Origin of the sequence: Ruminococcus sp. (assembly GCF_017549005.1) — a bacterium.
Classification (GTDB): domain Bacteria; phylum Bacillota; class Clostridia; order Oscillospirales; family Ruminococcaceae; genus Ruminococcus.
Window position 1 is genome coordinate 80,234 of sequence record NZ_JAFYYT010000028.1, and the last position, 24,408, is coordinate 104,641.

At 45.9% G+C, this 24,408-nt stretch carries 19 protein-coding genes; 13 read left to right on the forward strand and 6 right to left on the reverse strand.

Going from position 1 to position 24,408, the window contains the following annotated elements; all coding sequences use genetic code 11:
- Positions 1 to 128: 128 nt before the first annotated feature.
- The 11 genes from IKW96_RS07310 (at position 129) to IKW96_RS07360 (ending at position 12,274) form a co-directional block, all read left to right on the forward strand.
- The gene (locus IKW96_RS07310; protein WP_296572487.1) at positions 129 to 983 is read left to right on the forward strand and encodes a histidinol-phosphatase HisJ family protein; all 855 of its coding nucleotides are present in this window, start codon (positions 129 to 131) and stop codon (positions 981 to 983) included.
- 27 nt (positions 984 to 1,010) lie between these two features.
- On the forward strand, positions 1,011 to 1,487 hold the full coding sequence (locus IKW96_RS07315; protein ID WP_296572489.1) for an Lrp/AsnC family transcriptional regulator: 477 nt from the start codon (positions 1,011 to 1,013) through the stop codon (positions 1,485 to 1,487).
- Positions 1,488 to 1,489: 2 nt separating this feature from the next.
- The gene (locus IKW96_RS07320; RefSeq protein ID WP_296572492.1) at positions 1,490 to 2,671 is read left to right on the forward strand and encodes an aminotransferase class I/II-fold pyridoxal phosphate-dependent enzyme; all 1,182 of its coding nucleotides are present in this window, start codon (positions 1,490 to 1,492) and stop codon (positions 2,669 to 2,671) included.
- Positions 2,668 to 3,528 carry a 4-(cytidine 5'-diphospho)-2-C-methyl-D-erythritol kinase gene (ispE, locus tag IKW96_RS07325; RefSeq protein WP_296572497.1) on the forward strand — a complete coding sequence of 287 codons (861 nt, stop codon included), beginning with the start codon at positions 2,668 to 2,670 and terminating at the stop codon, positions 3,526 to 3,528. The genes IKW96_RS07320 and ispE overlap by 4 nt, the downstream gene beginning before the upstream one ends.
- A gap of 190 nt (positions 3,529 to 3,718) precedes the next feature.
- Positions 3,719 to 4,105, forward strand: coding sequence for a YegP family protein (locus IKW96_RS07330; RefSeq protein ID WP_296572500.1), 387 nt, complete (start codon positions 3,719 to 3,721; stop codon positions 4,103 to 4,105).
- Between the two features lie 201 nt (positions 4,106 to 4,306).
- Positions 4,307 to 5,185 carry a diaminopimelate epimerase gene (dapF, locus tag IKW96_RS07335; RefSeq protein WP_296572503.1) on the forward strand — a complete coding sequence of 293 codons (879 nt, stop codon included), beginning with the start codon at positions 4,307 to 4,309 and terminating at the stop codon, positions 5,183 to 5,185.
- Entirely contained in the window at positions 5,173 to 6,381 is a 1,209-nt protein-coding gene (locus IKW96_RS07340) for an LL-diaminopimelate aminotransferase (protein ID WP_296572507.1), read from the forward strand. The genes dapF and IKW96_RS07340 overlap by 13 nt, the downstream gene beginning before the upstream one ends.
- Positions 6,382 to 6,793: 412 nt before the next feature.
- Positions 6,794 to 8,371 carry a ribonuclease Y gene (gene rny / locus IKW96_RS07345; RefSeq protein ID WP_296572509.1) on the forward strand — a complete coding sequence of 526 codons (1,578 nt, stop codon included), beginning with the start codon at positions 6,794 to 6,796 and terminating at the stop codon, positions 8,369 to 8,371.
- A gap of 164 nt (positions 8,372 to 8,535) precedes the next feature.
- The gene (locus tag IKW96_RS07350; protein WP_296572511.1) at positions 8,536 to 10,275 is read left to right on the forward strand and encodes a dockerin type I domain-containing protein; all 1,740 of its coding nucleotides are present in this window, start codon (positions 8,536 to 8,538) and stop codon (positions 10,273 to 10,275) included.
- 32 nt (positions 10,276 to 10,307) lie between these two features.
- On the forward strand, positions 10,308 to 11,873 hold the full coding sequence (locus IKW96_RS07355; protein ID WP_296572514.1) for an O-antigen ligase family protein: 1,566 nt from the start codon (positions 10,308 to 10,310) through the stop codon (positions 11,871 to 11,873).
- A 230-nt stretch (positions 11,874 to 12,103) separates the two neighbouring features.
- Complete coding sequence (locus tag IKW96_RS07360; RefSeq protein ID WP_295080422.1) at positions 12,104 to 12,274, forward strand: DUF362 domain-containing protein; 171 nt, start codon at positions 12,104 to 12,106, stop codon at positions 12,272 to 12,274.
- Between the two features lie 55 nt (positions 12,275 to 12,329).
- Here the strand turns inward: IKW96_RS07360 and IKW96_RS07365 are convergent, their stop codons facing one another.
- The gene (locus IKW96_RS07365) at positions 12,330 to 12,512 is read right to left on the reverse strand and encodes a DUF1540 domain-containing protein (RefSeq protein ID WP_296572518.1); all 183 of its coding nucleotides are present in this window, start codon (positions 12,510 to 12,512) and stop codon (positions 12,330 to 12,332) included.
- 219 nt (positions 12,513 to 12,731) lie between these two features.
- Here IKW96_RS07365 and IKW96_RS07370 point away from each other — a divergent pair, with 219 nt between their 5' ends.
- Complete coding sequence (locus IKW96_RS07370) at positions 12,732 to 14,726, forward strand: hypothetical protein (protein WP_296572521.1); 1,995 nt, start codon at positions 12,732 to 12,734, stop codon at positions 14,724 to 14,726.
- A gap of 565 nt (positions 14,727 to 15,291) precedes the next feature.
- Here IKW96_RS07370 and coaBC read toward each other — a convergent pair.
- The 5 genes from coaBC to IKW96_RS07395 all read right to left on the reverse strand — a co-directional run bounded on the left by coaBC (position 15,292) and on the right by IKW96_RS07395 (position 22,183).
- Entirely contained in the window at positions 15,292 to 16,491 is a 1,200-nt protein-coding gene (gene coaBC, locus IKW96_RS07375) for a bifunctional phosphopantothenoylcysteine decarboxylase/phosphopantothenate--cysteine ligase CoaBC (protein WP_296572540.1), read from the reverse strand.
- 10 nt (positions 16,492 to 16,501) lie between these two features.
- The gene (locus IKW96_RS07380) at positions 16,502 to 17,482 is read right to left on the reverse strand and encodes a 2-hydroxyacid dehydrogenase (RefSeq protein ID WP_296572523.1); all 981 of its coding nucleotides are present in this window, start codon (positions 17,480 to 17,482) and stop codon (positions 16,502 to 16,504) included.
- Positions 17,483 to 17,592: 110 nt separating this feature from the next.
- Entirely contained in the window at positions 17,593 to 18,111 is a 519-nt protein-coding gene (locus IKW96_RS07385; protein WP_296572526.1) for a cysteine hydrolase family protein, read from the reverse strand.
- Between the two features lie 216 nt (positions 18,112 to 18,327).
- Positions 18,328 to 18,708, reverse strand: a complete 381-nt coding sequence (locus IKW96_RS07390) for a hypothetical protein (RefSeq protein ID WP_296572530.1) — start codon at positions 18,706 to 18,708, stop codon at positions 18,328 to 18,330.
- A gap of 190 nt (positions 18,709 to 18,898) precedes the next feature.
- On the reverse strand, positions 18,899 to 22,183 hold the full coding sequence (locus IKW96_RS07395; protein WP_296572534.1) for a hypothetical protein: 3,285 nt from the start codon (positions 22,181 to 22,183) through the stop codon (positions 18,899 to 18,901).
- A gap of 760 nt (positions 22,184 to 22,943) precedes the next feature.
- Between IKW96_RS07395 and IKW96_RS07400 the strand changes: the two genes are divergently transcribed.
- Positions 22,944 to 24,408, forward strand: a 1,465-nt coding sequence (locus IKW96_RS07400; RefSeq protein WP_296572537.1) for an alpha/beta hydrolase-fold protein, incomplete at its 3' end; no start/stop codon positions are given.

The window sequence follows — 24,408 nt, forward strand, 5'->3', positions numbered from 1 at the left end:
TATACTCCTTCTCACTAATCACTGATTGCTGCTCGCTACTCGCTGTTCGGTTACTTTTTTTTTTAAACAGTGGAAATTTCTCTCATGATGTGTTATAATAATAGAATATAGCAAAAGGGGCTGAAACTATGAAACTTATGGACTGTCATACACATACCGAATTTTCCGTTGATTCCGAGGCTGATATTGAGCTTTGCATAAAGCGCGCCGCAGAGCTGGGACTTGCCGCATATGCCATAACCGACCACTGCGAGTGCAATGCGTGGTACGGCAGGGAGCACTATCCCGAGGATACGTGGTATCTCCGCGAAAGCTTCGATTATTCCGATGATTTTGAGTATTCCGCGACTGCTGTCACCGCCCTGAAGGAAAGATATGAGGGAAAGCTCAATCTTCTGTGCGGAGTTGAGCTGGGACAGATACTCCACGACGTTGAAACGGCTAAGATAGTAAACGCCGATAAAAGGGTGGATTTCATAATCGGCTCGGTACATCAGGTCATGGGAGAACAGGATTTCTACTTCATAGACTATGAGAAAATGACCATGGACGATATATATGACCTGCTGAAGCGCTATTTCAGGGAGGTTTACGACCTTAGCAGTACAAATCTTTTCGACGTTATCGGACACATTACCTACTGTCTGCGCTATATGAAGCAGAGGAACGGCATTGAAGCCGATATAAGCCGATATGACGACATTATCGCGGAGACCTTCCGCAATCTTGCCCGCAACGGCAAGGGCATAGAGATAAATACTTCGGGACTCAGACAGGGCTTCGGAGACTGCTTCCCGAACCTCAGGTACGTCAAAATGTACCGTGACATGGGGGGAGAGATAGTCACCATAGGTTCGGACTCCCATACAGTTGAGGATATAGGGGCAAATGTGGCTGATGGCATAGAAATAGCCCGTGCCGCAGGATTTACAAGGGCGGCGTACTTCAAAAACAGAAAACCTTATTTCATTGATATAAAGTAAAAATATACAACGAAAGGAACTGATATCATGAACGACATCATAAAAATATTACAGCAGAACGCCCGTATATCAAATACGGCGCTTGGCGAAATGCTCGGCATTACCGCAGAGGAAGCCGCCGCACAGATAGAACAGCTCGAAAAGAGCGGCGTTATCAAGGGCTACAGCGTTATCGTTGACGACGACCTTTACGATAAATCCACTGTTTACGCTACTATCGAGTTAAAGGTAACTCCACAGCGCGACTGCGGATTTGACGATATCGCAAAGACTATCATGATGTATGACGAGGTCGAGAGCGTAAGCCTTATGTCCTCGGGAGCTTACGACCTTGCGGTAGAGGTCAAGGGAAACGACCTCAAGGACGTTGCCTTCTTCGTTTCCGAGAGACTTGCCACCATTGACGGAATATTATCGACTTCAACACACTTTATACTGAAAAAATACAAGGAAAAGGGCATTTTCATCGACAGTGAAGAGCCTGACGAAAGGGGACTCGGCTGATCGTGATAGATTACGACAAGGTCCTTTCGGACAAGATAAAAAGCATAAAGCCCTCGGGAATACGTAAGTTCTTCGATATTGCAGGAACTATGGAGGACGTTATCTCCCTGGGCGTCGGCGAGCCCGATTTCAATACTCCCTGGGCTATAAGGAAGTCGGCTATACAGGTGCTGGAGAGAAAGCACATAATCTACGGTCCAAACAAGGGTATCGCTCCCCTCAGAAGCACTATTTCTGCTCATATCGAGAAAAAACACGGCATAAAGTACGATCCCGACAAGGAGATAATCGTTACTGTCGGCGGTTCTGAGGCGATAGACCTTACAGTCCGCGGACTTCTCGACCCCGGCGACGAGGTCCTCGTTGTGGAGCCTTGTTTCGTCTGTTATGCTCCTCTTGTGGAACTTGCAGGGGGAGTGCCCGTTTCCGTGCCGACACGCATCGAGAACAACTTCAAGCTGACTCTCGAGGATTTCAAAGACAAGATCACTGAGCGCACAAAGCTCCTCATACTGCCTTTCCCCAACAATCCTACGGGAGCTGTCATGACAAGGAAAGATCTGGAACCCATTGCCGATTTCCTGCGTGATACGAATATAATGGTACTTACTGACGAGATATACTCCGAGCTAACCTATGGAATGAAGCATTTCTCTATCATAGAGCTGGAGGGCATGAGAGAGCGTACAATATATGTGAACGGTTTCTCAAAGGCTTATGCCATGACCGGCTGGAGACTTGGCTATGTTACGGCTCCTGCACCTATAATCTCACAGATAGCGAAGATACATCAGTACGGTATCATGTGCAGTCCCTTCATCAGTCAGAATGCGGCTGTTGAAGCTCTTACCGCCTGTGACGCGGAAGTCGCAAAAATGGTTGACGAGTACAATACCCGCCGCCGCTACCTTGTAGGCGAGTTCAACCGTCTCGGTCTGACCTGCTTTAACCCCGAGGGAGCCTTCTATGTGTTCCCGTGTATCAAGAGCACAGGTCTTACAAGCGAGGAGTTCTGTGAAAGACTGCTCTTTGAGGAACGGGTCGCGGCAGTTCCGGGCAGCGCTTTCGGCGACAGCGGCGAGGGATATATGCGTATTTCCTATGCTTATTCTCTCAAACACCTTATGGAAGCTATCAAGCGTATCGAAAAGTTCCTGAAAAAGCTGGAGAACGAGAAGAAATGAAAGTAAAAACAGCAGCAAAGATAAATCTTGCCCTTGACGTTACGGGAAAGCTCCCGAACGGCTACCATACCATCGAGAGCGTTTTCCAGACCGTAGGGCTTTACGACGAGGTATCAGTGGAGCTGACACCAAAGGACATAGTTCTCAGCTGTGAAGTTCCGGAGGAGTTTGCGGCTTCCGACCCTATACCCTGCGATGAGCGCAATATCGCGTACAAAGCGGCGAAGCTGTTCTTTGAGGAGAACGGAATGGACTGCGGCTGCCGTATACATATTAAAAAGGGTATCCCTTCGCAGGCAGGCATGGGCGGCGGCAGCACCGACGCTGCAGCTGTTCTCTACTGTCTCGGCAGAATGACGGGCAAAAGCGTAAAAGCTCCAGAAAAACTTGGTGCGGATGTGCCTTTCTTCCTCACGGGCGGAACTGCCTATGTTGAGGGCATAGGGGAGAGGATAACTCCCATTGCCGATCATTCGGGGAAAATACTGGTCATTGCAAAGGGAAAAGAGGGCGTTTCCACAGCTCAGGCTTACGGAAACATCGACAGTCTCAGCGCTCCTGAGCACCCCGAGACCCGCAAGCTCGTGGAAGCCATAGAAAAAGCTCCTGATACGGCTTATAAATTCTTCGGGAATCTCTTTGAACAGGCTGTTGAGCTTGCAGAAGTCAGCGACATCAGAAGTGAAATGCTGAAATCTCGCGCCCTGAGCGCAGTCATGACGGGCAGCGGCTCGGCAGTTTTCGGACTTTTCAAAGAGCCTGCACAGGCAGTCAGATGCGTTGACAAGCTCAGGGAAAAGGGCTATTTTGCCTGTGTATGCGAGACAGTCCCCGAGAGCTTTATCATACTTGATTAAAAACTTATCGCCGCAGGGCGATAAGTTTTTTTATATCCTTTCATGCTTCGGTGTATTATTAATATGTTAGACATTTTGATGAAAATTAACAAAATCTATTGACAAGTCTGCTCATTTAAGTTATAATTATGATACAAAATCGAAAAATTCGATTTATTTTTACTTTGCTGAAAGGTGTTGAATAGTAATTATGGGAAAATTTATAATCAAGGCTACCAAGACAGGCTATACCTTTAGTCTGAAAGCTGGTAACGGAGAGATCATCGCTACGGGCGGAGAGGTCTACAATACTCTCGCAAGCGTAAAGAACGGTATCGCAAGTGTTGCCAAGAACGCTCCCGTTGCTAATCTTGAGGATCAGACGATCGAAGGGTTCCAGTCGGAGAACAATCCTAAGTTTGAGATCTATAAGGACAAGTCGGGCGAATTCAGATTCCGCCTTAAAGCAAAAAACGGTGAGATAATTGCCGCCAGCGAGGGCTATGTCAAGAAGGACAGCTGCAAAAAGGGCATAGCGAGCGTAAGGAAGAACGCTGTTGACGCTCCCGTTATCGAGCCGGAGCCCGAGAAAAAGTGAATATGAGTATAAGGGTGTGATGATCTTGATCTGTCACACCCCTTTTTGCTGTATTATAAATTGTAAATTACCTGTTGACAATTTCTATAGTGTTAGTATATAATAAGTATGGCGGAGCTTTTGCGTGTTAGCAGCGCAGAAGCTGTTTAGCACCGCCTTTACTGCTCTCTCCCGTGAGTCACCACCGATGGGAGCAATACTATGAAATTTTCAAAAATGCATGGCATCGGCAACGACTATATCTATGTGAACTGCTTCGAGGAGACGGTCAGCGAGCCGGAAAAGGTCTCGGTGATACTCAGCGACAGACACAAGGGCGTAGGCTCTGACGGACTTGTGCTCATCATGCCCTCGGAAAAGGCTGATTTCCGTATGAGGATATTCAACGCGGACGGCTCTGAAGCTATGATGTGCGGCAATGCCACGCGCTGTATCGGCAAATACGTCTATGATACGGGACTTACCGACAAGCCCGACATTACACTGGAGACAAATTCGGGCATAAAATACCTGAAGCTTTATACAAAGGACGGAAAAGTGGACTCTGTTACCGTGGATATGGGCAAGGCTGTCCTTGTTCCCAAGGATATCCCCGTGAACAGCGGAAAGGAGCGTTTCATAAGCGAGCCCGTGGAGGTCTGCGGCAGAACGTGGGATATCACCTGCGTTTCTATGGGGAACCCCCATGCAGTCATCTTTACGGAGGGCGTTTCGGAGCTTGACCTTGAAAAAATAGGCCCTTACTTCGAGAACCATGAGCTCTTCCCGAACCGCGTGAATACCGAGTTCGCAGAGGTCATCGACGACCACACCCTCAATATGCGCGTATGGGAGCGCGGAAGCGGCGAGACTTTCGCCTGCGGTACGGGTACCTGTGCTACAGTTGTAGCGGCAGTCCTCAACGGCATTTGCCGCCATGACGAGGAAGTCCTCGTACATCTTAGGGGCGGGGACCTGCGTATCACATACAAGTCCGACGGGACTGTTCTCATGACGGGTCCTGCGGAGTACGTTTTCGAGGGAAATGTTTCCGACGAGTTCATAAATAAAGCAAAGGAGAATGTTGTATGCCGCAGCTGAATGAAAATTTTCTCAGACTTGAGAAAAATTACCTTTTTATAAATATCGCAAAGAAAATAGCCGCTTTCAAGGAGCTTCACCCCGAGGCGGACATAATAAGAATGGGTATCGGCGACGTTACCCTGCCTATCGCACCTGTAGTCATTGAAGCCATGAAGAAGGGCTGCGACGAAATGGGCGTAAAGGAAACGTTCAAGGGCTATGAGGACAGCGGTGCAGGCTATGACTTCCTGCGCGAGGCTGTTTCACGCTATTATAAGAGCTTCGGAGCAGATGTGGCTCCCGATGAGATAAGGATAAACGACGGTGCAAAGTCAGACTGCGGAAATATCGTGGATATCTTCGGGGACGACAATATCATACTCGTTACCGACCCTGCGTATCCCGTATATGTGGACTCAAACCTTATGAGCGGCAGGAAGATAATCTATGCCGACTCCAACGAGGAGAACGGCTTTGCAGCTATGCCTGACGAGTCGGTACACGCGGATATAATCTATCTCTGCTCGCCCAACAATCCTACGGGCTCGGTCTACACAAGGGCTCAGCTTGCGGAGTGGATAGCCTATGCGAAGCGCAATAACGCTGTTATCATCTATGATTCGGCTTATGAAGCATTTATCACAGACCCTGATGTGCCGAGGAGCATTTTCTGTATTGAGGGCGCAAAGGAGTGCTGTATCGAGATGTGTTCACTGTCCAAGACCGCAGGCTTTACGGGTATGCGCTGCGGATACACGGTAATACCCGAGGCTCTCAAGGTCATAGCGAGCGACGGTACGGAGGTATCAGTGGCTCAGATATGGGGCAGAAGACAGGGAAGCAAGTTCAACGGCGTTTCCTATCCTGTCCAGTGTGCGGCAGCTGCCGTTTTCACTGACGAGGGACTGAAACAGGTCCATGAGAATATCGAATATTATCAGGAAAATGCCCGTATCATCTCTGAAACTATGAAAAAACTGGGCGTAAAGTTCACAGGCGGCGTAAATTCGCCTTATATTTGGTTCAAGTGTCCCAATGACATGAAGAGCTGGGACTTCTTCGACATCATGCTGGAAAAGATAGCCGTTGTCGGAACTCCCGGCGCAGGCTTCGGAAAGAACGGAGAGGGCTGGTTCAGACTTACCTCCTTCGGCGACAGACAGCGTACTATCGAGGCTATGGAGCGCTTTGAAAAGCTTGTAAACGGAATATGATAAAAAAATGGGCGTTTCGCCCATTTTTTTATTCAGCCTTTTACTCTCTGTATGATTTTGCACCTTTAAATGTCAAAAATCTATTGACAGGAACTCCAAAATATTATATAATAATTATGTTGTATTTATTTGCATAATATTACTATGGCAGTATATGCAGCTTTGTTTTACATCATTAATCCGCAGTCGGAATATATACATAGAAATAAGCGGTTCAAATATGATTATAGAACAAATCTTGGACGGGGATACTTACGTCCGTCTATTTTTTGCTGGCTGAGAAATCCTCAGCTGTTCATCTATATATTTACAAATGAATAAAATAATGCGGCATTTACCGCCTTTAAGTAATAATTAAAATTAATGATACAAACTAATTATTATTTTTACGAAAAAGGAGGTAATGCACTGTATGGATCCAATCATCGCTATTGTCCTTATAATAGCTGCTCTTGCAGCGGGAGTCGGCGTTGGATATGCTCTTTTCTTCAAAAAGGGTATCGCCGCAGGCGTGGAAAAGCGTAAGCGCGACGCAGAAGCGATAGTTGGTTCTGCCGAGCAGCAGGCCGAGCGTATCGTAGAAGACGCCGAAAAGGACGCTGACAACAAGAAGAAGAGCGCTCTTATCGAGGCTAAGGACGAGATACATAAGCTCCGTACTGAAGCGGATAAGGAGATCAAGGATCGCAGAGCAGAGCTGTCACGTCAGGAAAGACGTATGCAGCAGAAAGAGGAGAATTTAGACAAAAAGACTGATAACCTCGAGAAAAAGGAGGATATGCTCAATCAGAAGATCAAATCAGCTGACGAAAAGCTGAAGGAGGCTGACTCTATCAAGAAGAGCCAGATGGATATTCTCGAGCGTATTTCCGAGTTTACAAAGGATCAGGCTAAGGAGTACATAATCTCAAAGCTCGAAGACGACCTCGTACACGAAAAGGCTGTAAAGATAGCAGCCTATGAGCAGCAGATCAAGGACGAATGTCAGGAGAAGGCAAGAAGCTATATTTCTCTTGCCATCGCAAAGGTAGCTGCCGATCAGGTGTCAGAGGCGGCAGTATCTGTTGTTCCTCTTCCCAATGATGAAATGAAGGGCCGTATCATCGGCCGTGAGGGACGCAACATCAGGACCCTTGAGACCCTCACAGGTGTCGATCTTATCATTGACGATACTCCCGAAGCGATCACGATATCCTGTTTTGACCAGATCAGGCGTGAGGTCGCAAGGATAGCCCTCGAAAAGCTCATTGCCGACGGCCGTATCCATCCTACACGTATTGAGGAGATGGTGGAAAAGGCCCGCCGCGAGGTAGAGTACCGCATCAAGCAGGAGGGTGAGCGCGCTGTTATCGAGACCAATGTTCACGGCCTCAACCACGAGCTCATCAAGCTTATCGGACGTCTTAAATTCCGTACAAGTTACAGGCAGAATGTCCTCGATCATTCTATCGAGGTCGCTAAGCTCTGCGGAGTTCTTGCTTCAGAGCTGGGCGTTGACGCAAATATCGCAAGACGTGCAGGACTTCTCCATGATATCGGTAAGGCTCTTACTGCCGAGATCGAGGGTTCTCATGTACAGATAGGCGTTGACGTTTGTAAAAAATACAACGAAAATCCTGTTATTATCCACGCTGTTGAAGCTCACCACAACGATGTTGAGCCGAAAACAGTAATTGCCTGCATAGTTCAGGCAGCCGACGCTATCTCAGCTGCAAGACCTGCCGCAAGAAGCGAAAACTATGAAAGCTATATCAAGCGCCTCCAGAAGCTCGAGGAGATATGCAACTCCTACGACGGCGTTGAAAAGTGCTTCGCTGTACAGGCAGGACGCGAAGTCAGGATCATGGTCACACCTGAGGTCATCAACGATGAGAAGATGGTACTCGTGGCAAGACAGATCGCTCAGCAGATCGAGACTGAAATGGACTATCCCGGTCAGATCAAGATCAATATCATACGCGAAAGCAGAGTTACTGACTACGCAAAATAATGCAACTTACTGCGGAAGCAGAACCGTTTCCGCAGACGTTTCGGCTGTCGGGCATTATGCTCGACAGCCGATTTATTTTACTGTGGAGACTCCGGGAAGCGCTTCCCGGTGCCTTCAGAGTAAAATATCATGTCCATGATAGGATTACATGAGGGGGCTATTCTATGAAAGGAAAAGTATTTATCGGAGCGCTTGCTTCGGCAGCTGCTTCGCTGCTTCTTGCAGCGGCGTCCGTTTCTGTGGGCGCGTCTGCCGCATGGAAGAAAACAGGGCTGATAGGTGATATCAACGGCGACGGTGCTGTAAATATCGCCGATATTGTCACGCTGTCGAAACATCTGCGCGGAACTGAAAAGCTGGGCGAAGACAGCGTTTTCAGAATGGCTGACGGCAGCGATTATATCGTCAGGACTGCAGGAAAAGACGATGTGAAGCTTGAGGCGAATACACGGAGCATACAAAAAGCCGATCTGGACAGGAACGGCGCTGTTGAGGTATTTGACCTTGTGCAGCTCAGAAAGGTGGTAATTGCGTCTTCTCCCTGCGGTGAGATAATGAAATGGGAAGAGGATCCGAAGCCTGCAACAACTACCACAACTGTCGTAACAACGACCACGGCTACGACTACAACTGCTCCACCGCCACCGCCTCCTCCGCCTCAGAAAAAGGACTTCATCGAACCGCCTTTAGCGGATATGTACGGCAGTATGCCGTCTCAGGGAAAGGTCAATCTGCTTATATTCTATGTGGATTTTACCGACTGCAGGTTCGAATATGATCCGTCGGTGGAGGAAATAGAAAGGATAGCCTTCGGCAAAGAGGACGACAAATCGGCTTCGTATCCTTTCGAGAGCTTCAGCGCGTTCTATAAACGAGCCTCGAAGGGGGCTCTGGAACTCAGCGGAAAGGCTTACAAGTACACCTGTGAGGAAAAAATAGCCAAATACGGCGATGATGAATATAAATCACTGTTTGCCGAAGAGGTAATAAGCAAGATGGACGATATCGTTGATTACAGTCAGTTCGACGCGAACGGTGACCATGTTATCGACGCCATACTCTTCTGTGTGCCGGGCTCTTCGGGCAACGACTGGTGGTCGTGTGCAGGGCAGTACTACGGCGAGGCGCTTACTGTTGACGGCATGACCCCGGGACATATGATCACAGGCAATGCCGCTATCAAAAGCTCGAACAGCTATATAACTTTTATCTCCACATATTCTCATGAAATAGCTCACTGCATGGGACTTCCCGATTATTACCTCTATAACGAGAAGAAGGATATCGACGGTATGCACGGTTCTGCGGGATTTGAACTCATGGACGAAGCTTATTCCGATCTCTCGGCAGTATCCAAGCTCATGCTCGGCTGGCTGAGAGAGGATCAGGTTCAGGTTTACGACCCTGAAAAGGGAGAGCAGACCTTCACTATCGTCAACGGTCAGACCGACGGCGGAAACTGCCTCATAATCCCGAGAGGAGACCTTAACGGCTACAAATCTGAGTTCTTTATCGTTGAATATACCACCCTTGAGGGAAATAACAGCCTTTTAGAGTCAGCTTTCAGAAAAACCAGAGTCCTAGGAAGCGGAATAAGCGTAAAACACATCGAAGCGGACATATATACCAACATATACGGAACTTTTTTCAAGTATCAGAGCGGACATGACGAGTATACAAATTACAATAAGGACCGCCGCTTTATCAGGCTCGTAAATGATGCTGAGGGCGATGGAAGGCATAAAACCGATAATTTCTTCTATACAGGCGATGTAATATCAAACGCTGTGAAGGGCTTTGCGTGGTATGACAGCTACGGCAGCGAGACCGTAGACCCGAATCTCACCATAACTGTGGGAGAATTGAAGGATAACGCCTATACCGTAACAGTTTCAAGAAAATAAACTGCATCTGATGCAGGAAGGAAAGAAAAACAATGTCAAAATCAATCAAAAGCACCCCGAAAACTATCTTCCACACCACAGAGAAATCGAATTTTATCCTTAACATGACCGAGGAGCAGTATTCAAAGCTCGCTTCTTACGGACTTGTCATAGGAATGTTCCTGATGCCTCTGTTCACACTTGCACCCGAGATAAACGACGATAAGTTCTCCTATGCCATGACGGCAGGCGGACTTGCCGTTGCAGGCGTCATCAATATGATACTTGCCATTATAGCCATAATGAAGAAGTACATCACCAAAGCGGCAATGCTTCCCGTATGCGCTTTCGGAGGAATGATAGCGTGGGGCGTGATATCGCTTATAAACGGCTATGATTACGGAGTAGGCTTTTACGGCTTTACGGAAAGAGGCGAGGGACTTCTTGCAATACTCTTCTACGGCTGCTTCTTCACCACGGCGATAGCCATAAAGCGGAAAAGCGCAGTGCAGCGCGTCATAAACGGCGCCATTGGCGTGGGAGTGTTCAACTGCATAATAGCTCTTCTTCAGATATTCGGCGGATACCTTTCACATTATGCCGATATCGGAGCTTTAAGTGCAGACGGCGATATGAAAGACCTTTATGTATATGCAGCTTCGGGACTTTCGATGTCTCCGCTCTTCCTTGCAATGCTGCTCACACTTTCACTTACGGCAGCTCTCATAGGCTTTGTTACCTCTGACAGCAGGAGAAACAGGATAATTTATCTTGCTTCGGCGCTTCTGTTCTCCTTTGTCATCATGTTCACATACTCCCTCATCGGTATCTGCGGACTCGTGTTCTCACTGGTTGCGGCAGCTGCTGCAGTTATTATCCGCAAAGCTCCGAAAGTACGCCTTTTATGCGTGCCTGCCGCCGCTGTATTTGCAGCTCTTGCGGTGGTACTTGTTAATTCGGGCAATATAGGAAATATTGATTCATATGAGCTCCACGACGGACGTATACTGTGGTATGCGGACGGCTACAGCAGAGCGGGAGCTTCGGGCAATATAGATACAAGAGTACTCGATATCGACGATACGGGAGCGGTTTACTGGTATCTCAATGATACGGCAATGGATATCATCGGCAAATACAAGCTTACGGGAACAGGTCCCGAGCAGCTTATCTATCCTCAGCTGAAAACAGCCGCAGGCATGACCGACGTCAGGGATATGATACTTCAGAGGGGCAACAGACTGACCTTTGACAAGGTTTACAACGAGTACCTCTACACAGCGGCTACAAGGGGAATACCGTCCCTTATAGCGCTCCTGCTGGTGCTTATCCCGGTTATAGCCGCGGGCATAAAGGCTGTACGCAAGGGTAAGTACAACGAGCTCTTTATACTGTTCGCCATGACGGCAGGGGGAGTCATCATCTTCTTCATCGGCTGCAGCAGCATAGTCTATGCGCCTGTTTTCTGGGCGGTTGCAGGAGCTTCATGTGCTGATATCGTAGGCGACAAGCTTCCTTTGAATGAAAAGTCGGAAGAAAAGGCAGCTTCTGAAAAGAAGTCCGATAATACAAAGAAAACATCTGCAAAGCCGGGGAAAAAATCCGGTAAGAAAAAATAATATCAGAGTTTGCATATTTTGCGGACGACAAACAGCCGTTCCTGATATGCGGTCTGAAATGTTCAAATCAGCCTGAGAGATAAACTCTCAGGCTGATTTTGCCTGTATACAGGGCACTTGATAACAATTGTAAGCAAGAACTAACAAAAAACTATTGATTTTTTACTCAGATATGTTAAAATGAAAATACGAGGAGCGCAGGCTCCCGAATAACACGGAGGTGTATGTATATGGCATATATTATTTCTGATGATTGTGTAAGCTGCGGCGCTTGTGCAGCAGAGTGCCCTGTTGGTGCTATCTCTGAGGGCGACGGCAAGTACGTTATCGACGCAGACGCTTGTGTTGAGTGCGGTGCTTGTGCAGGTGTATGTCCTGTTGGCGCTCCTAACGCTGAATAATCAAAAAAAGACGATAAGCAGTTCCTTTTTCGGGAACTGCTTATTTTTTTGCCCCTTATTCGCAGCAGCCCGAGCGAACTACGAAGGAATTGCAGTCTGTACACTCGGGAACAGTAGGATTGTCCTCGTGAGTGCCTACAGAGATACAGTCGAGAGAGCAGTAATGCTCGGATACCAGGTTGTGTCTGCACTGAGAAACATCGCACTTAATGCTTTTGTTTTTCTTCTGATCTTCCATGATAAAATCTCCGTTCTGATTATTGGGTTCGCCTTGAACCGATAATAGTATTACCGCTTTTTTGCAGGATATGCAGAGAAGATATATGAACGAAAATAAAATAAATTATTACATCATGAAAACAATAATGCAGTATTATTGACTTTTACAAATGATTATGATAATATTATCAGTAAGGAGCGCAGCTCCCAATGATATAATATTATGGAGGGGTCCAGTATGTATGAAAATCAGGATAACAACATGAACACTGCTTTTTCTGACGGCTACGAAACGACCGTGTCGGGCGTTGACAACGTAACGAGAAAAGGCAAGGGAAGAAAGGCTGCCCTGATAGGGGGTATATCAGCAGCAGTTATCGCAGGCGGTTCTGTTACAGCTTATGCAGTTTCTGACACGGTAAAAAATCAGGTTAAGCTCCGCGTAAGCAGCCCTGAGAAGTACTACGCATGGGTGACTGAGAAGAACTCGGACACTATCGGCAGAACTGTAGGGGATAGTTACAGAAAGCTGCTTGAAAAGCGTGAGAAGGGTGAAACCCTTGATATCAAGCTCTCATTTGAGCCTTCACAGGACGCAAAGGATATGTTGAGCGATGGTATATTTGGTGACGTGGAAGATGAAGTTACAAAGAGCGTAACGGACGTTATCAACAATACGAATGAGATATTTCTTTCAGGCAGCTATAAGGTAAAGAAGAACAGAATCAGCTCAGATATCGGACTTGAACTTGACGGTAAGGATATAGCGACCTATGAGTTTGCTGCCGATGTCAGTGATATGGATTATTTCTTCCGGATCCCAGAGCTCAAGGAACAGTGGCTGTGCGTTGAAATGGGCGACAGTCAAGGAATGTACGGTATCAGCGGAATAATAAGCACCTACAAGGCTTTGCTTGAAGACCCGTCGGCAGTTATCTCGCCTGACGAGCTGGAAGAGGAAGTGAACAGGTACGCAGGCGTATGGGCTGATTTTGCCGATGAGGTAAAGCTTGAGAAAAAGGAAAGCGTTGATATCTGCGATATCAGTGTGAATTATACAGTTGCTACCGTAAACTTAACAGATAAGGACGCTGACAAGCTCGGTATGCAGTACCTTGAGGAAATGAAGAATGACAAGCTGCTCAGGGATATCGTTGTCAACAGGCTGAAACTTGTTGACGAGGCAGGATATATGGAAGATATCGAAGACGGTATCAGCGGTTTCAGGAACAACCTGGAGAAAAACGATTACGATAACGAAGTCATCGTAAGCATAGATACATACATCGACGCTACGGGAACTATCCGCGGCCTCTGGTTTAGAAATGACGACGAGGGTTTAAGAATGCTGCTCGGAAAGGACGGCAGCGCAGTAAGAGGCGAGTTAGCGTTCATTGACGATAATGAACCGAGATTCAGAGCGCTTCTCAAAGCAGAGGAAAGCGGCAAGAGCTACAGCGGCGACCTTACATTCATATCCAAGAATTACTATAATTATAACTTCTCGGAAGGTTGTTATGAAAATTTCGATGAAGAGACTGTTACCGTGAATTTCAGCGATGTTGAGGTAAAGGACGATGAAAAGGGCTATTTCAGCGGAGATTTCTCAATAATCGCCCCCGACGCCGACCCGATAGATATTTCATTTATCTCAGACGGCAAGAGTGAAGAGATAAAGTATGACATTATTATTGACGGCACAGATTACGGCAGGCTTAAGCTTGTATATGCGCTGAATGACGGTGTGGATATTGATATGCCGAGCAAGAGCGGTGCCTTTATGGTAGATATGACAAATATCGAAGACTATGAGGGTTATATCAGCTCTGACGAGCTCGCTGAGTTTTTAAAGAACACTCTCGAAAAGATCGGTATTGACAAAGAGCTTGCCGAGAGCGGAGCAGAAAGCTTCAAGTACGGATACGACAAACGTGCGGAAGAAGCTGACGGCTTTGACTATGATGAATGGGACAGCGACGACTTTGACTTTGATTATGACGACGAGGACGAAGATGAGTTCGGAAGTACCGCAGGTTCTTCCAAGAAGGAAGATATCATAGGCGGAGCTGACGCCCCGTCAGGTATGGTTATCGGCGGTTCAGATGACAACGGACTTGATTTCGAGTTTGACCCGAGCCAGTTCAGATATGAGGACTTCAAGGATCAGATGACTGAAGAAGAGTTCAACCAGTGGATGGATCTCATGGAGCAGTTTACAAAAAAAGCATCATAAATAAAAAACGGCCTCTTTATGTGCAGTACTCATAAAGAAGTATATATGGGACTTATCGGGGGAAACCTTTCTGAGGAAAGGTTCTCCCCCCGAACCCCTTTCCAAAGACTTTTAACCCAAATTTTTCCAAACAGGATGCCCCCTGTAAGATATACAGAGGGCGTTTTTATTATGTTGGGCATCCTGTTTGGAAAAATTTAAGCTGGAAGTTTTAGGAAAGGAGTTTGAGGAAGAACCCTTTTTCAAAAGGGTTTTCCTCAATAAATTCTCACAAATACTTCTCTATGCGTATCGCACATATGAGGTCGTTTTTTGATCCTTTTGTCTATGGTGGCGCACATTATGTATCGGAGAAAAAGCAGCGACATCAACAAATTGTACTGTTCGCTTTTGTGCAAAACATAGAATTTGAAAATTATTTTTTACTTATTAAACGGTTTTCCGTTTAATAAGGGCTGATTTCAGCCCCCTTATAGAAAGCGTTTTTCATTCAAAGAAAAAGGGCGGCAAAGCCGCCCGACTAATTACTTGCATATTGTAATTCTTAATTTTTAGTTCTTAGCTCTTAATTCTTATCAGCTATCTCCCTGAGCTTTGTAAGAATAACGTTAGCCGCGTCGAATTTGGACATCAGCTCCATTTCCTGCGTATCGTCAGGAGTAATCATGGTGATGATATTGGTGTCCGTACCGAAGCCGGAACCTGCCTTTTTCAGCGAATTGGCGCATATCATATCGCAGTTCTTCTTTGTGAGCTTTGCACGGGAGTTCTCGATAACGTTGTCTGTTTCCATTGAGAAGCCGCAGATAACCTGTCCTTTGCGGCGGTTTTCTCCGATATACTTCAGGATATCGGTAGTGCGCTTAAGAGGTATGCTCATATCGCCGTCGGACTTCTTTATCTTGCTGGTCGCAGTAGTTACGGGAGTATAATCCGCAACAGCCGCGGCTTTTATAACTATATCGGTCTCGTCAAGGCGCTCCTTTACGGCGTTGAACATATCCTCCGCAGACTTCACGGGAACTACGTTCACGAACATGGGCGGCTCGACATCGGTATGAGCGGCAACGACTGTAACTTCCGCTCCTCTCAGCATAGCGGCTCTTGCAAGAGCGAAGCCCATTTTTCCGCTGGAATGATTGGTTATGAAGCGGACTGGGTCGATACTCTCACGGGTAGCACCTGCGGTAACGAGTATCTTTCTGCCTGCGAGGTCTTTCTCGAAAGCAGCCTCGCGGACGATGTATTCAAGGAGAGTTTCCTCGTCGGGGAGCTTTCCGTCGCCGATATCGCGGTTTGCAAGCATTCCGCGTACAGGCTCGACTATTTCGTAGCCGAACTTTTTCAGCTTTTCGATATTGTCCTGAACTATGGGATTGTGGAACATATTATGGTTCATAGCAGGAGCGATTATCTTTTTGCAGGTACACGCCATAACAGTGGTAGTAAGCATATCATCGGCTATACCGCCTGCTATCTTGCCGATAACGTTTGCAGAGGCAGGAGCTATCATTACTACATCGGCTTTCTTGGCGATAGAAACGTGCTCCACGCTGTACTCGAAATTGCGGTCAAAGGTGTCGATGAGACACTTGTGCTGAGTGAGAGTCTCAAATGTCAGCGGATGAACGAAATTCAGTGAATTCGGGGTCATAGCAACATGGACGTCGGCGCCCAGCTTTGTGAGCATACGTGCAAGGTTACATATCTTGTAAACGGCTATAGAGCCTGTAACTCCAAGTAAAACAGTTTTTCCCGTAAGCATGGCATTCACCTCATATGTGCAGCTCATTAGGGCATTCCTCTCCCTTATGGCACGCGATTATGTTATTTACAGTAGTTTCAGCGATATTGCTGAGAGCTTCCTCAGTGAGGAAGGCCTGATGAGAAGTAACGATGACGTTTGGCATTGAGATAAGACGGGCAAGGGTATCGTCTGCAATGATGTGTCCCGAGAAGTCCTGGAAGAAAACATCTGCTTCTTCCTCGTATACGTCAAGGCAGGCGGCTCCTATTTTACGTGCTTTTATGCCCTCGAGTAGAGCTTCTGCGTCGATAAGGGCTCCTCGTGAGGTATTGACGATAACTACGCCCTTTTTCAGCTTTTCCACTGATTTGCTGTCTATCATGTGATAGGTCTCGTCTGTGAGGGGGCAGTGGAAGGAGATGATATCGCTTCTGCTGAAAAGCTCGTCCAGCTCTACATACTCGATATCGCTGTCCTTTGCAGGGAACTTGTCATAGGCGATAACGTTCATGCCGAAACCGCGGCAGATATTGATGAATATGCGTCCTATCTTACCTGTACCCACAACGCCCACGGTCTTTCCGTGGAGGTCGAAGCCTGTGAGACCGTTCAGCGAGAAGTTATGGTCACGGGTACGGATATAAGCCTTGTGAACGCGGCGTATGGACGTAAGGAGCAGAGCCATGGCGTGTTCCGCGACCGCATATGGCGAGTAGGCAGGAACGCTTACGACCTTCAGCTTGTCCTTTGCGTACTTGATATCAACGTTGTTATAGCCTGCACAGCGCAAAGCGAGAACTTTTACGCCGAGACTGCATAGCTTGTCGATAACAGCAGCATTGACGGTATCGTTCACGAAAACGCAGGCAGCTTCGCAGCCCTTTGCCAGCTCGGCTGTGTCCTCGTTGAGCTTGGTCTCGTAGAATTTGAACTTTATGCCGTTTTCCTTGCCGAATTTCTCAAATGACGGCGTATCATACGGTTTTGTATCAAAAAATGCGACTTTCATTTTATCACCTTCCTGTTATTTTTTAGTTTACCCATTAATTATGAAGCTCTAAGAGAAAAATCTTAGAGCTTCATAAGCAGTTTCTATTGTATTATCCCTTGATTTGCATTTCAGACTATCTCCGCAAAGATACCTGCAAGAGAAGCGATATATGTTTTCTGAACAGTTTCCGCAGGGATGACCTCGCCGTTTATCTTGAGGTCCATAGTAGCGCAGGCGTCAGCAACGAGAGTTACTGCATAGCCGTGGTCCATTGCTGCACGGACTGTTGTATCAACGCACATATGTGTCATCATTCCGCAGACTATGAGCTTTTCAACGCCGAGACTGCGTAAACAGTCGTTCAGCTCTGTGCCGAGGAAGCTGTTCGGGCAGTACTTGTTGATAACGATATCATCGGGCAGGGGAGCTATCCTCTCGGATATCTCGCAGCCGTATGTTCCCTCGTTGAAAAAGTCGTCATCGTCGGGGTTGATGTGTTTTATGTAAATGATCGGGCGTCCGATTTTACGGCTCTCGGCGATGAGCTCGACAATTCTGTCTTCTGCTTTCCTCGGATCGTGGAGCATACAGGCTCCGCCCTCGAAGTAGTCGTTCTGGACGTCAATTATCAGTAAAGCTTCTTTCATATACATATCTCCCTTAGTTTGTTATCTTTCTTTTTTACAGATGTAAAAACAACTTTTAAATAGTATACCACATTGAAGCGCCTGTGTCAATCTGTTGCACAGTGGTAATAATAACGAAATCTTATACATATAATGAAGTAAAAATGTAAAGTAAGCAAAATCATAATTATATGGCAGAAAACAAAAAGCAGGACAGCCTGCGCTGTCCTGTTACTGTCATACTTCTGGTGTTACGACCTCTCCGTTTTCATTTGTTGGTATCACGGGTTCTGTTGCTGCCGGTTCAGCGGCTGCCTCTGTGGGAGCTGTCTGTGCCTCGGGCTCAGCATTTGCTGTAGGTACTTCGGCTGTTGCAGAAGCGGTCTCTTCAGCTGCTTCTGTCTGCTGCTGCGGAGCTTCCGTCTGCGTTTCTGTACTTGCGGCAGTTGCTGCTTCCGTAGCTGCGGCAGTAGCAGCAGCGGTAGCTTCTTCTGCTTTCTGAGTTCCTGCGGCTGAGTCGTATGTGCTGTTTTCACCTGTGTAGCTGTATGTTTCAACATTGCATGAGCACAGGCTGATGACTGATAGTAAAAGTACTGCGATTGTTTTGAATTTCATTGTATTACTCTCCTTTTTGTGTTATCGTAAATAGGGCGAGACTATTGTCTCGCCCCTGTTTTGGATCAGTTTAGCCGCCAACTTCAACAGTTAATGTTTCGCTGTTGGTGATAACGTCTTCTGTATCGAATTCTGTGATCTCGATCTCAGCTGTAACATATTTTTTCATGTTTATCCCTCCCTGTTATCCTTACTTGTTTCTGTAGGTCATAGTTGCCTCATAGTATTTATATATTGAGGAAGCTGAGTCCTTATACGCTGTGTTGTAGTTACTGTTAAGTACAGCGTATACGAATGAGAGTGCAGATACATCGTATGTGCTTACTCCATTGTCTGTTGTGACCTTGATATTATATGTATTGCCAAGCTTGTGAGCGGAGATATTTGAGATTACTATCTTATAGCGTCCGTCGCTTGCCTGCTTGGTAACAGTATAATCATTCTCGCTGAGGCCGTCAATGCTGATCGAAACATCGCCGCTGTAATCCTTGTTCGGAGCAACGAAAACATTGAGAGCTGTCTCTGCATCAAGTGAAAGGGAATAGGTTATCTTGTCTATATCGGACTTTACGAGCTCGCCCTTGTGTGCATACTTCTCTGTAGCTGCCTTAATTTCGTCGTGATCGTAGGACTCTGTGTAATACTTGGTCATTTCTGTGTGATCAACGCCGATAGTCCATTTATTTGTATCTGCGAGCATCGGCTGAGCGTAATGACCGTAGTCAGCTATGGACTGTACAAGAGCAACCATTTCGGGCTCTAAAAGATCTGCAGACTTTTCTACTGCATTTACATATTCAAGTACTGAGTATGTCTTTTCTACAGTTTTATCACCGTAGTGGAATACTGCTGTGATAGTGTCTGCCATCTGAACAGAATTTACATAGCAGGTAAATCCGTAGTATTTGCCTGACTGATTCTTGAAGTTCTCGTCGAATGTATCTGTGTACTTCTTGCCGTTTACTGTGAAGTCAACGTAGCTTGCAGCCTTTTCTTCATCTGTGAGACCTGAGAGGTCAAGGAAGAAGTTTACACCGATCTGTCCGCTGAGGACAAGGTTCTGCCTTTGGAAAGTAGGCTCGACGAATGGCTCTGCCGCGATTATAACGTCTGCTTCGGAAACTTCCTTGTAGCCGTTTGCGTAGCCCTCAACAGGGAGGTAGTACTTGCCGCCGGCTGTGTAGTACTCGATGTTTCCTGCAACGCCGATGTCTGCGCTCTTAGCCTCTACCTTTGTGAAGTCGTCTGCAGCAACAACGTTGATAGTCTTTGAAGCTGTGCCTGTGTATTCGCCGAGACCGCTGATCTCAACTGTGAAGCTTCCGCTCTCGCTTGTGGAGTCTGCGGAAATGAACTTATAATCAGTTCCCTCTGTAAGCTCAGCATTATTTTCGTCAACTACGCTTACATAGCTGTTCGGAGAAGCTTTGCCGTTCTCGTCAAGAACGATAAGGTCAACTGCGGGAACGATGAAGTCGTCTGAAATAACGGAAGCTGTTCCTTCAATAAGAACGTCTTCCTCGGAAACTTCCCTGTATCCGTTTGCATAGCCCTCGACAGGGAGGAAGAAACGGTCGTCAATTGTATAGTATTCGATGTTTCCGTAACCGTTGGGTCCTGATGCCTTTGCCTCTACCTTTGTGAGTTCATTAGCAGCAACAACGGTCATAGTCTTTGAAGCATAACCAGTACAGCTGTTGATACCATTGAGCTCTACCGTGAACTCGCCGCTGTGGCTTGCAGCACCTGAAACAAACTTGAAATCAGTGTTTTCAACAAGCGCGGAAGATGTACCGTCTGCGTTTTCTGCAACTACTTTTACGAATGTGTTCGGGTAAGCCTTGCCGTCCTTATCGAGAGTGATAAGGTCAACAGGTGAAACGATATCAGTGTTGGTTATTTCATATGTGCCGACGTCATATATACCATATGATATGAAAGGTGTATCATCATATTCGTCAAATTCGGCAAGCTCGGGATTGTAGATGATATAGTATGCAAGACCGTTGCCGTAAGGCTGGATCCATTTTACAGTCTCATCCGATTCGATAACAGCCTTTAAGCGCGCTGCTTCTTCCTTGTCAAGCTCAGGATCCATTGTTAATATGCAGTCGTTTAATTTAAGCTTGGAGATATCAGAAGAAACTCCCTTCTTTGTCTTGCAGGAGAAGAGATAGTTAGTATCGTCGTAATATCCTGCATAACCTGCGATGAATACGCCAAGTTCGGGAGCAGGAACTTCGATATCATATCTGAGATGATAGGTTTTTGAATCGTACTTGAAGTTACCAACATTTTCTGTAACTTTGAAGTTGTTTTCGGGGCAGTCAAAATAAAGTGAATCGTTTGAATAAACGGAGCACTTCCTGTCGACCCAGTACTTCTTGCCTGTGTTTCCGAATGTAAGGGTAGGATCAATGTATTCGCCGTGCTCAACTGCAATCTGACCCTTGAAATACTTTTCAAACTGCATATATGATCTTACAGGAGTATAATTGCACTTGCTGCACTGAGATGAGAACTGGATATATGCAGAGTCAAGGTAATCAGATGTCAGCGAAGGATATTCCTCTTTATCATTTGCGTGGATGTATTCGGCAACGATAGTGTGTTTTCCTGAACCGAGGAAGAAGACGCCGGCTGATCTGTTGGTAGCGCCTTCAAAGTAATTGCCTCTGAATACATTATTGCCGTCGATTGTCAGTTTGAGGTAGTCGATATTTTCTTCGTTCGATACCCAGTAGTTCAGATTGACTGTACGTCCGTTAGGAACATTTACCTTGAAAGTTGTCTTTGCATTGGTAGATGAAGAGTTGCCTAACTGACCGTAATTGTTCGATCTCCATAAGCCGGGGCTGAGCTCCTCGAATTTATAATTGTTCTTTGATTCACTTGTCACAGTGAAGTCTGTAAGGTCGTGAGCTTCGACAGAATTATCGTAAGGATTCGTATGTGTGCCGTCGCCGTTGTCAGTATATTCCCCCTGCTTTGTGAAGAGGACTTCCTTCTTGCCGTAACGGATATTCTCATACTGGTATGTATTACCTCTTGGTGAATTAAAGGTATATATGTATTCGTTGTTCTTGAACTCTTCGTTTGTGATATCGTCAACGTGAGGAGTTCCTTCTATTTTCTGGTCGTCGCTGTTCCAGAGAGCGGGGAATACAAGCTTGACAGGGCTGTATATCATAGTGATATCGCCGTCCAGATGCCACAGCTCGCCGTTGTTGAATATATATCTTGATGACGAGTGAGTGTTCTGAGGTGTGTAGATAACTGTCAGTGTTTCGCCTGTCGCGTTTCTGATGTCGCCATATACATGGATACTGTTTTCTGTTCCTGTTGCGCTTGCAGAAAGGGTAGGTCTGTTAGAAAGTATTCCCGTGTTAGCAGGGAATGAGTAGGATGCCAGTGTAATAACTGCGAGAGCGCCAGCAGCAACTTTTTTGAAAGAAGATTTACTTGCTTTACCCATTTTGATTTTCCTCCAATTAAAATAATATTACATTAAAGTAATTCTGTAAAGTCCTTCTGTGCTGACGAGTGGAATACCACTATACTTCTCATTTCTTTACAGATAATGTAAAAAGCGCACTCATAAGGGTAGGGAAAACCTTAAGTAGTACGCCTTTGAAACTGAATTAATAGTACGAGGATATAGTTAGACCATGCATTATATGAAAAGCTGTACAGCGTTTGCATGGAAACGTCACCCCCAATATGATTTCCAGTGCATTTTGAATATTAGCAACTTGAACTTATTATATCATATCTAAAAATAAATGTCATGTCTGTTTATCTACATTTCATAATTTGTTCACAATAATCGTGCATTGATTACAAATGGAAGCTTTCCATCTTGTATAAATTAGTGCGAATATTACATAATTTTTCGCCCGATTTCGGGCATATTCAGATTATATACCGCAATCATTTGATATATTAAATTCATATGGCATTTATACTAAATTTTGACATATATAATTTTATAATGTAGTGCAAAAAAGCAGTAAATCGGGGTATGCACTGCGGTTCATTTATTTACAAAAAAATATTGTAATGCTCTTTATTATAAAGAATTTTTAGTGTCGGCGGATGATAACCCGACGTGATAGACCTGTTATTGTTTGACATAAAAAATTTTTTGTGCTATAATCAAGAAACACTGAATCATACCGATGATTCGGGCAAAAGTTGATTAGGGGAAAAATTAAGTACATAAGGAGGTAAAAATTATGAATAGTAAAATAAAAAAATTCACAGCTAAAGTGCTTGCAGCTATTATGCTTGTCTGCACACTTGGGGCATACGATTTCGGCTCTGAAGTGAATGCTGCCGAAACCAATATGTACATTACCGCTAATTTGCATTCTTATTCATTTGATCCGACTTATAACAAGGGTGCTTGGCTTGATCCTGCTGCAGACGGAACCTTCCCTGTAATGGTGCTTGTGCACGGTGCGGGCGGTCCCGGAAATCAGTCATCGATCATGATGGACAATATGAACAAATGGATAGCTAAGGGTTATGTTGACCCGATGGTGCTTGTGATGCCGCGCATTGATCAGATCAAGGAACCAAACTACGGTCTGATAGATTTCGGAGAGTTTGTTTCAAACGGACATTGTCAGAGTCTTGTTGATCACATAAAAGCAGGAGATGTATCTCAGAAGGCAGACCTTTCTGCTCCTTTATCCATCATGGGATTCTCAATGGGCGGAGCAGTTTCCTTACAGGCAGGCTGCAAAATGGGTGATACATTCTCGAATGTAGGAGGTCTGAGCCCGTCATGGATATTCTACTCGGATACAGACCTTGGATATTGTAAAAAGGCTTCGGAACTTGTATATCCAAAGAATGAGGACGGTCATTTCCTTATGGCTTACGGCGCAGGAGAAGAGGCACAGTTCAAGTATGATGTTCAGAAGAATGTATCTGCTGTTGAAAACAACGGACAGAACATAAAGAACCGCTTCAAGGTATATGAAGCTCCTGCTACTGTTAACGGAGTTCATATCCCTCATGGCTGGAATCTTTTCAAAAGAGAGATATTTGTTTTCTTGTACTACATGAAGAATGAATGCCTGCCAACTCCTGAGATAGTTGAAGTTGCCTGCGGTTCAGGTACAGCAGGACTTTACGGAAATGTAAGCGTTAACGGTACATACAAAGAGGGTGAGACAGTAAGTGCTGTTGTTTCAGGCAGCAACGCTTCTGAATTCACATATAAATGGAGAACAGGAAAAAATTATATAAGCGGCGCTACCTCAAGCAGTTACACTCTTACTTCTGCCGATGTCGGAAAGAAGATAAGCTGTGAGCTGGCTGACAAGAGCGGCAATTTAGTGGGTGTTATAAGTGGTACTGCTTCCTCGGAGACAGTAAAGAAGTCTGATGCGGTTACAAGTGCAAAGCCTGTATCTACAACCACAAAGACTACGACTACTACGACAAAGACAACAACAAAGGCTACCACAACAACAGCGAAGCCTACAACTACGACAACAAAGACAACTACAAAGGCTACCACAACAACAGCGAAGCCTACAACTACGACAACAAAGACAACTACAAAGGCTACCACAACAACAGCAAAGCCTACAACCACGACAACAAAGACAACTACAAAGGCTACCACAACAACAGCAAAGCCTACAACTACGACAACAAAGACAACTACAAAGGCTACCACAACAACAG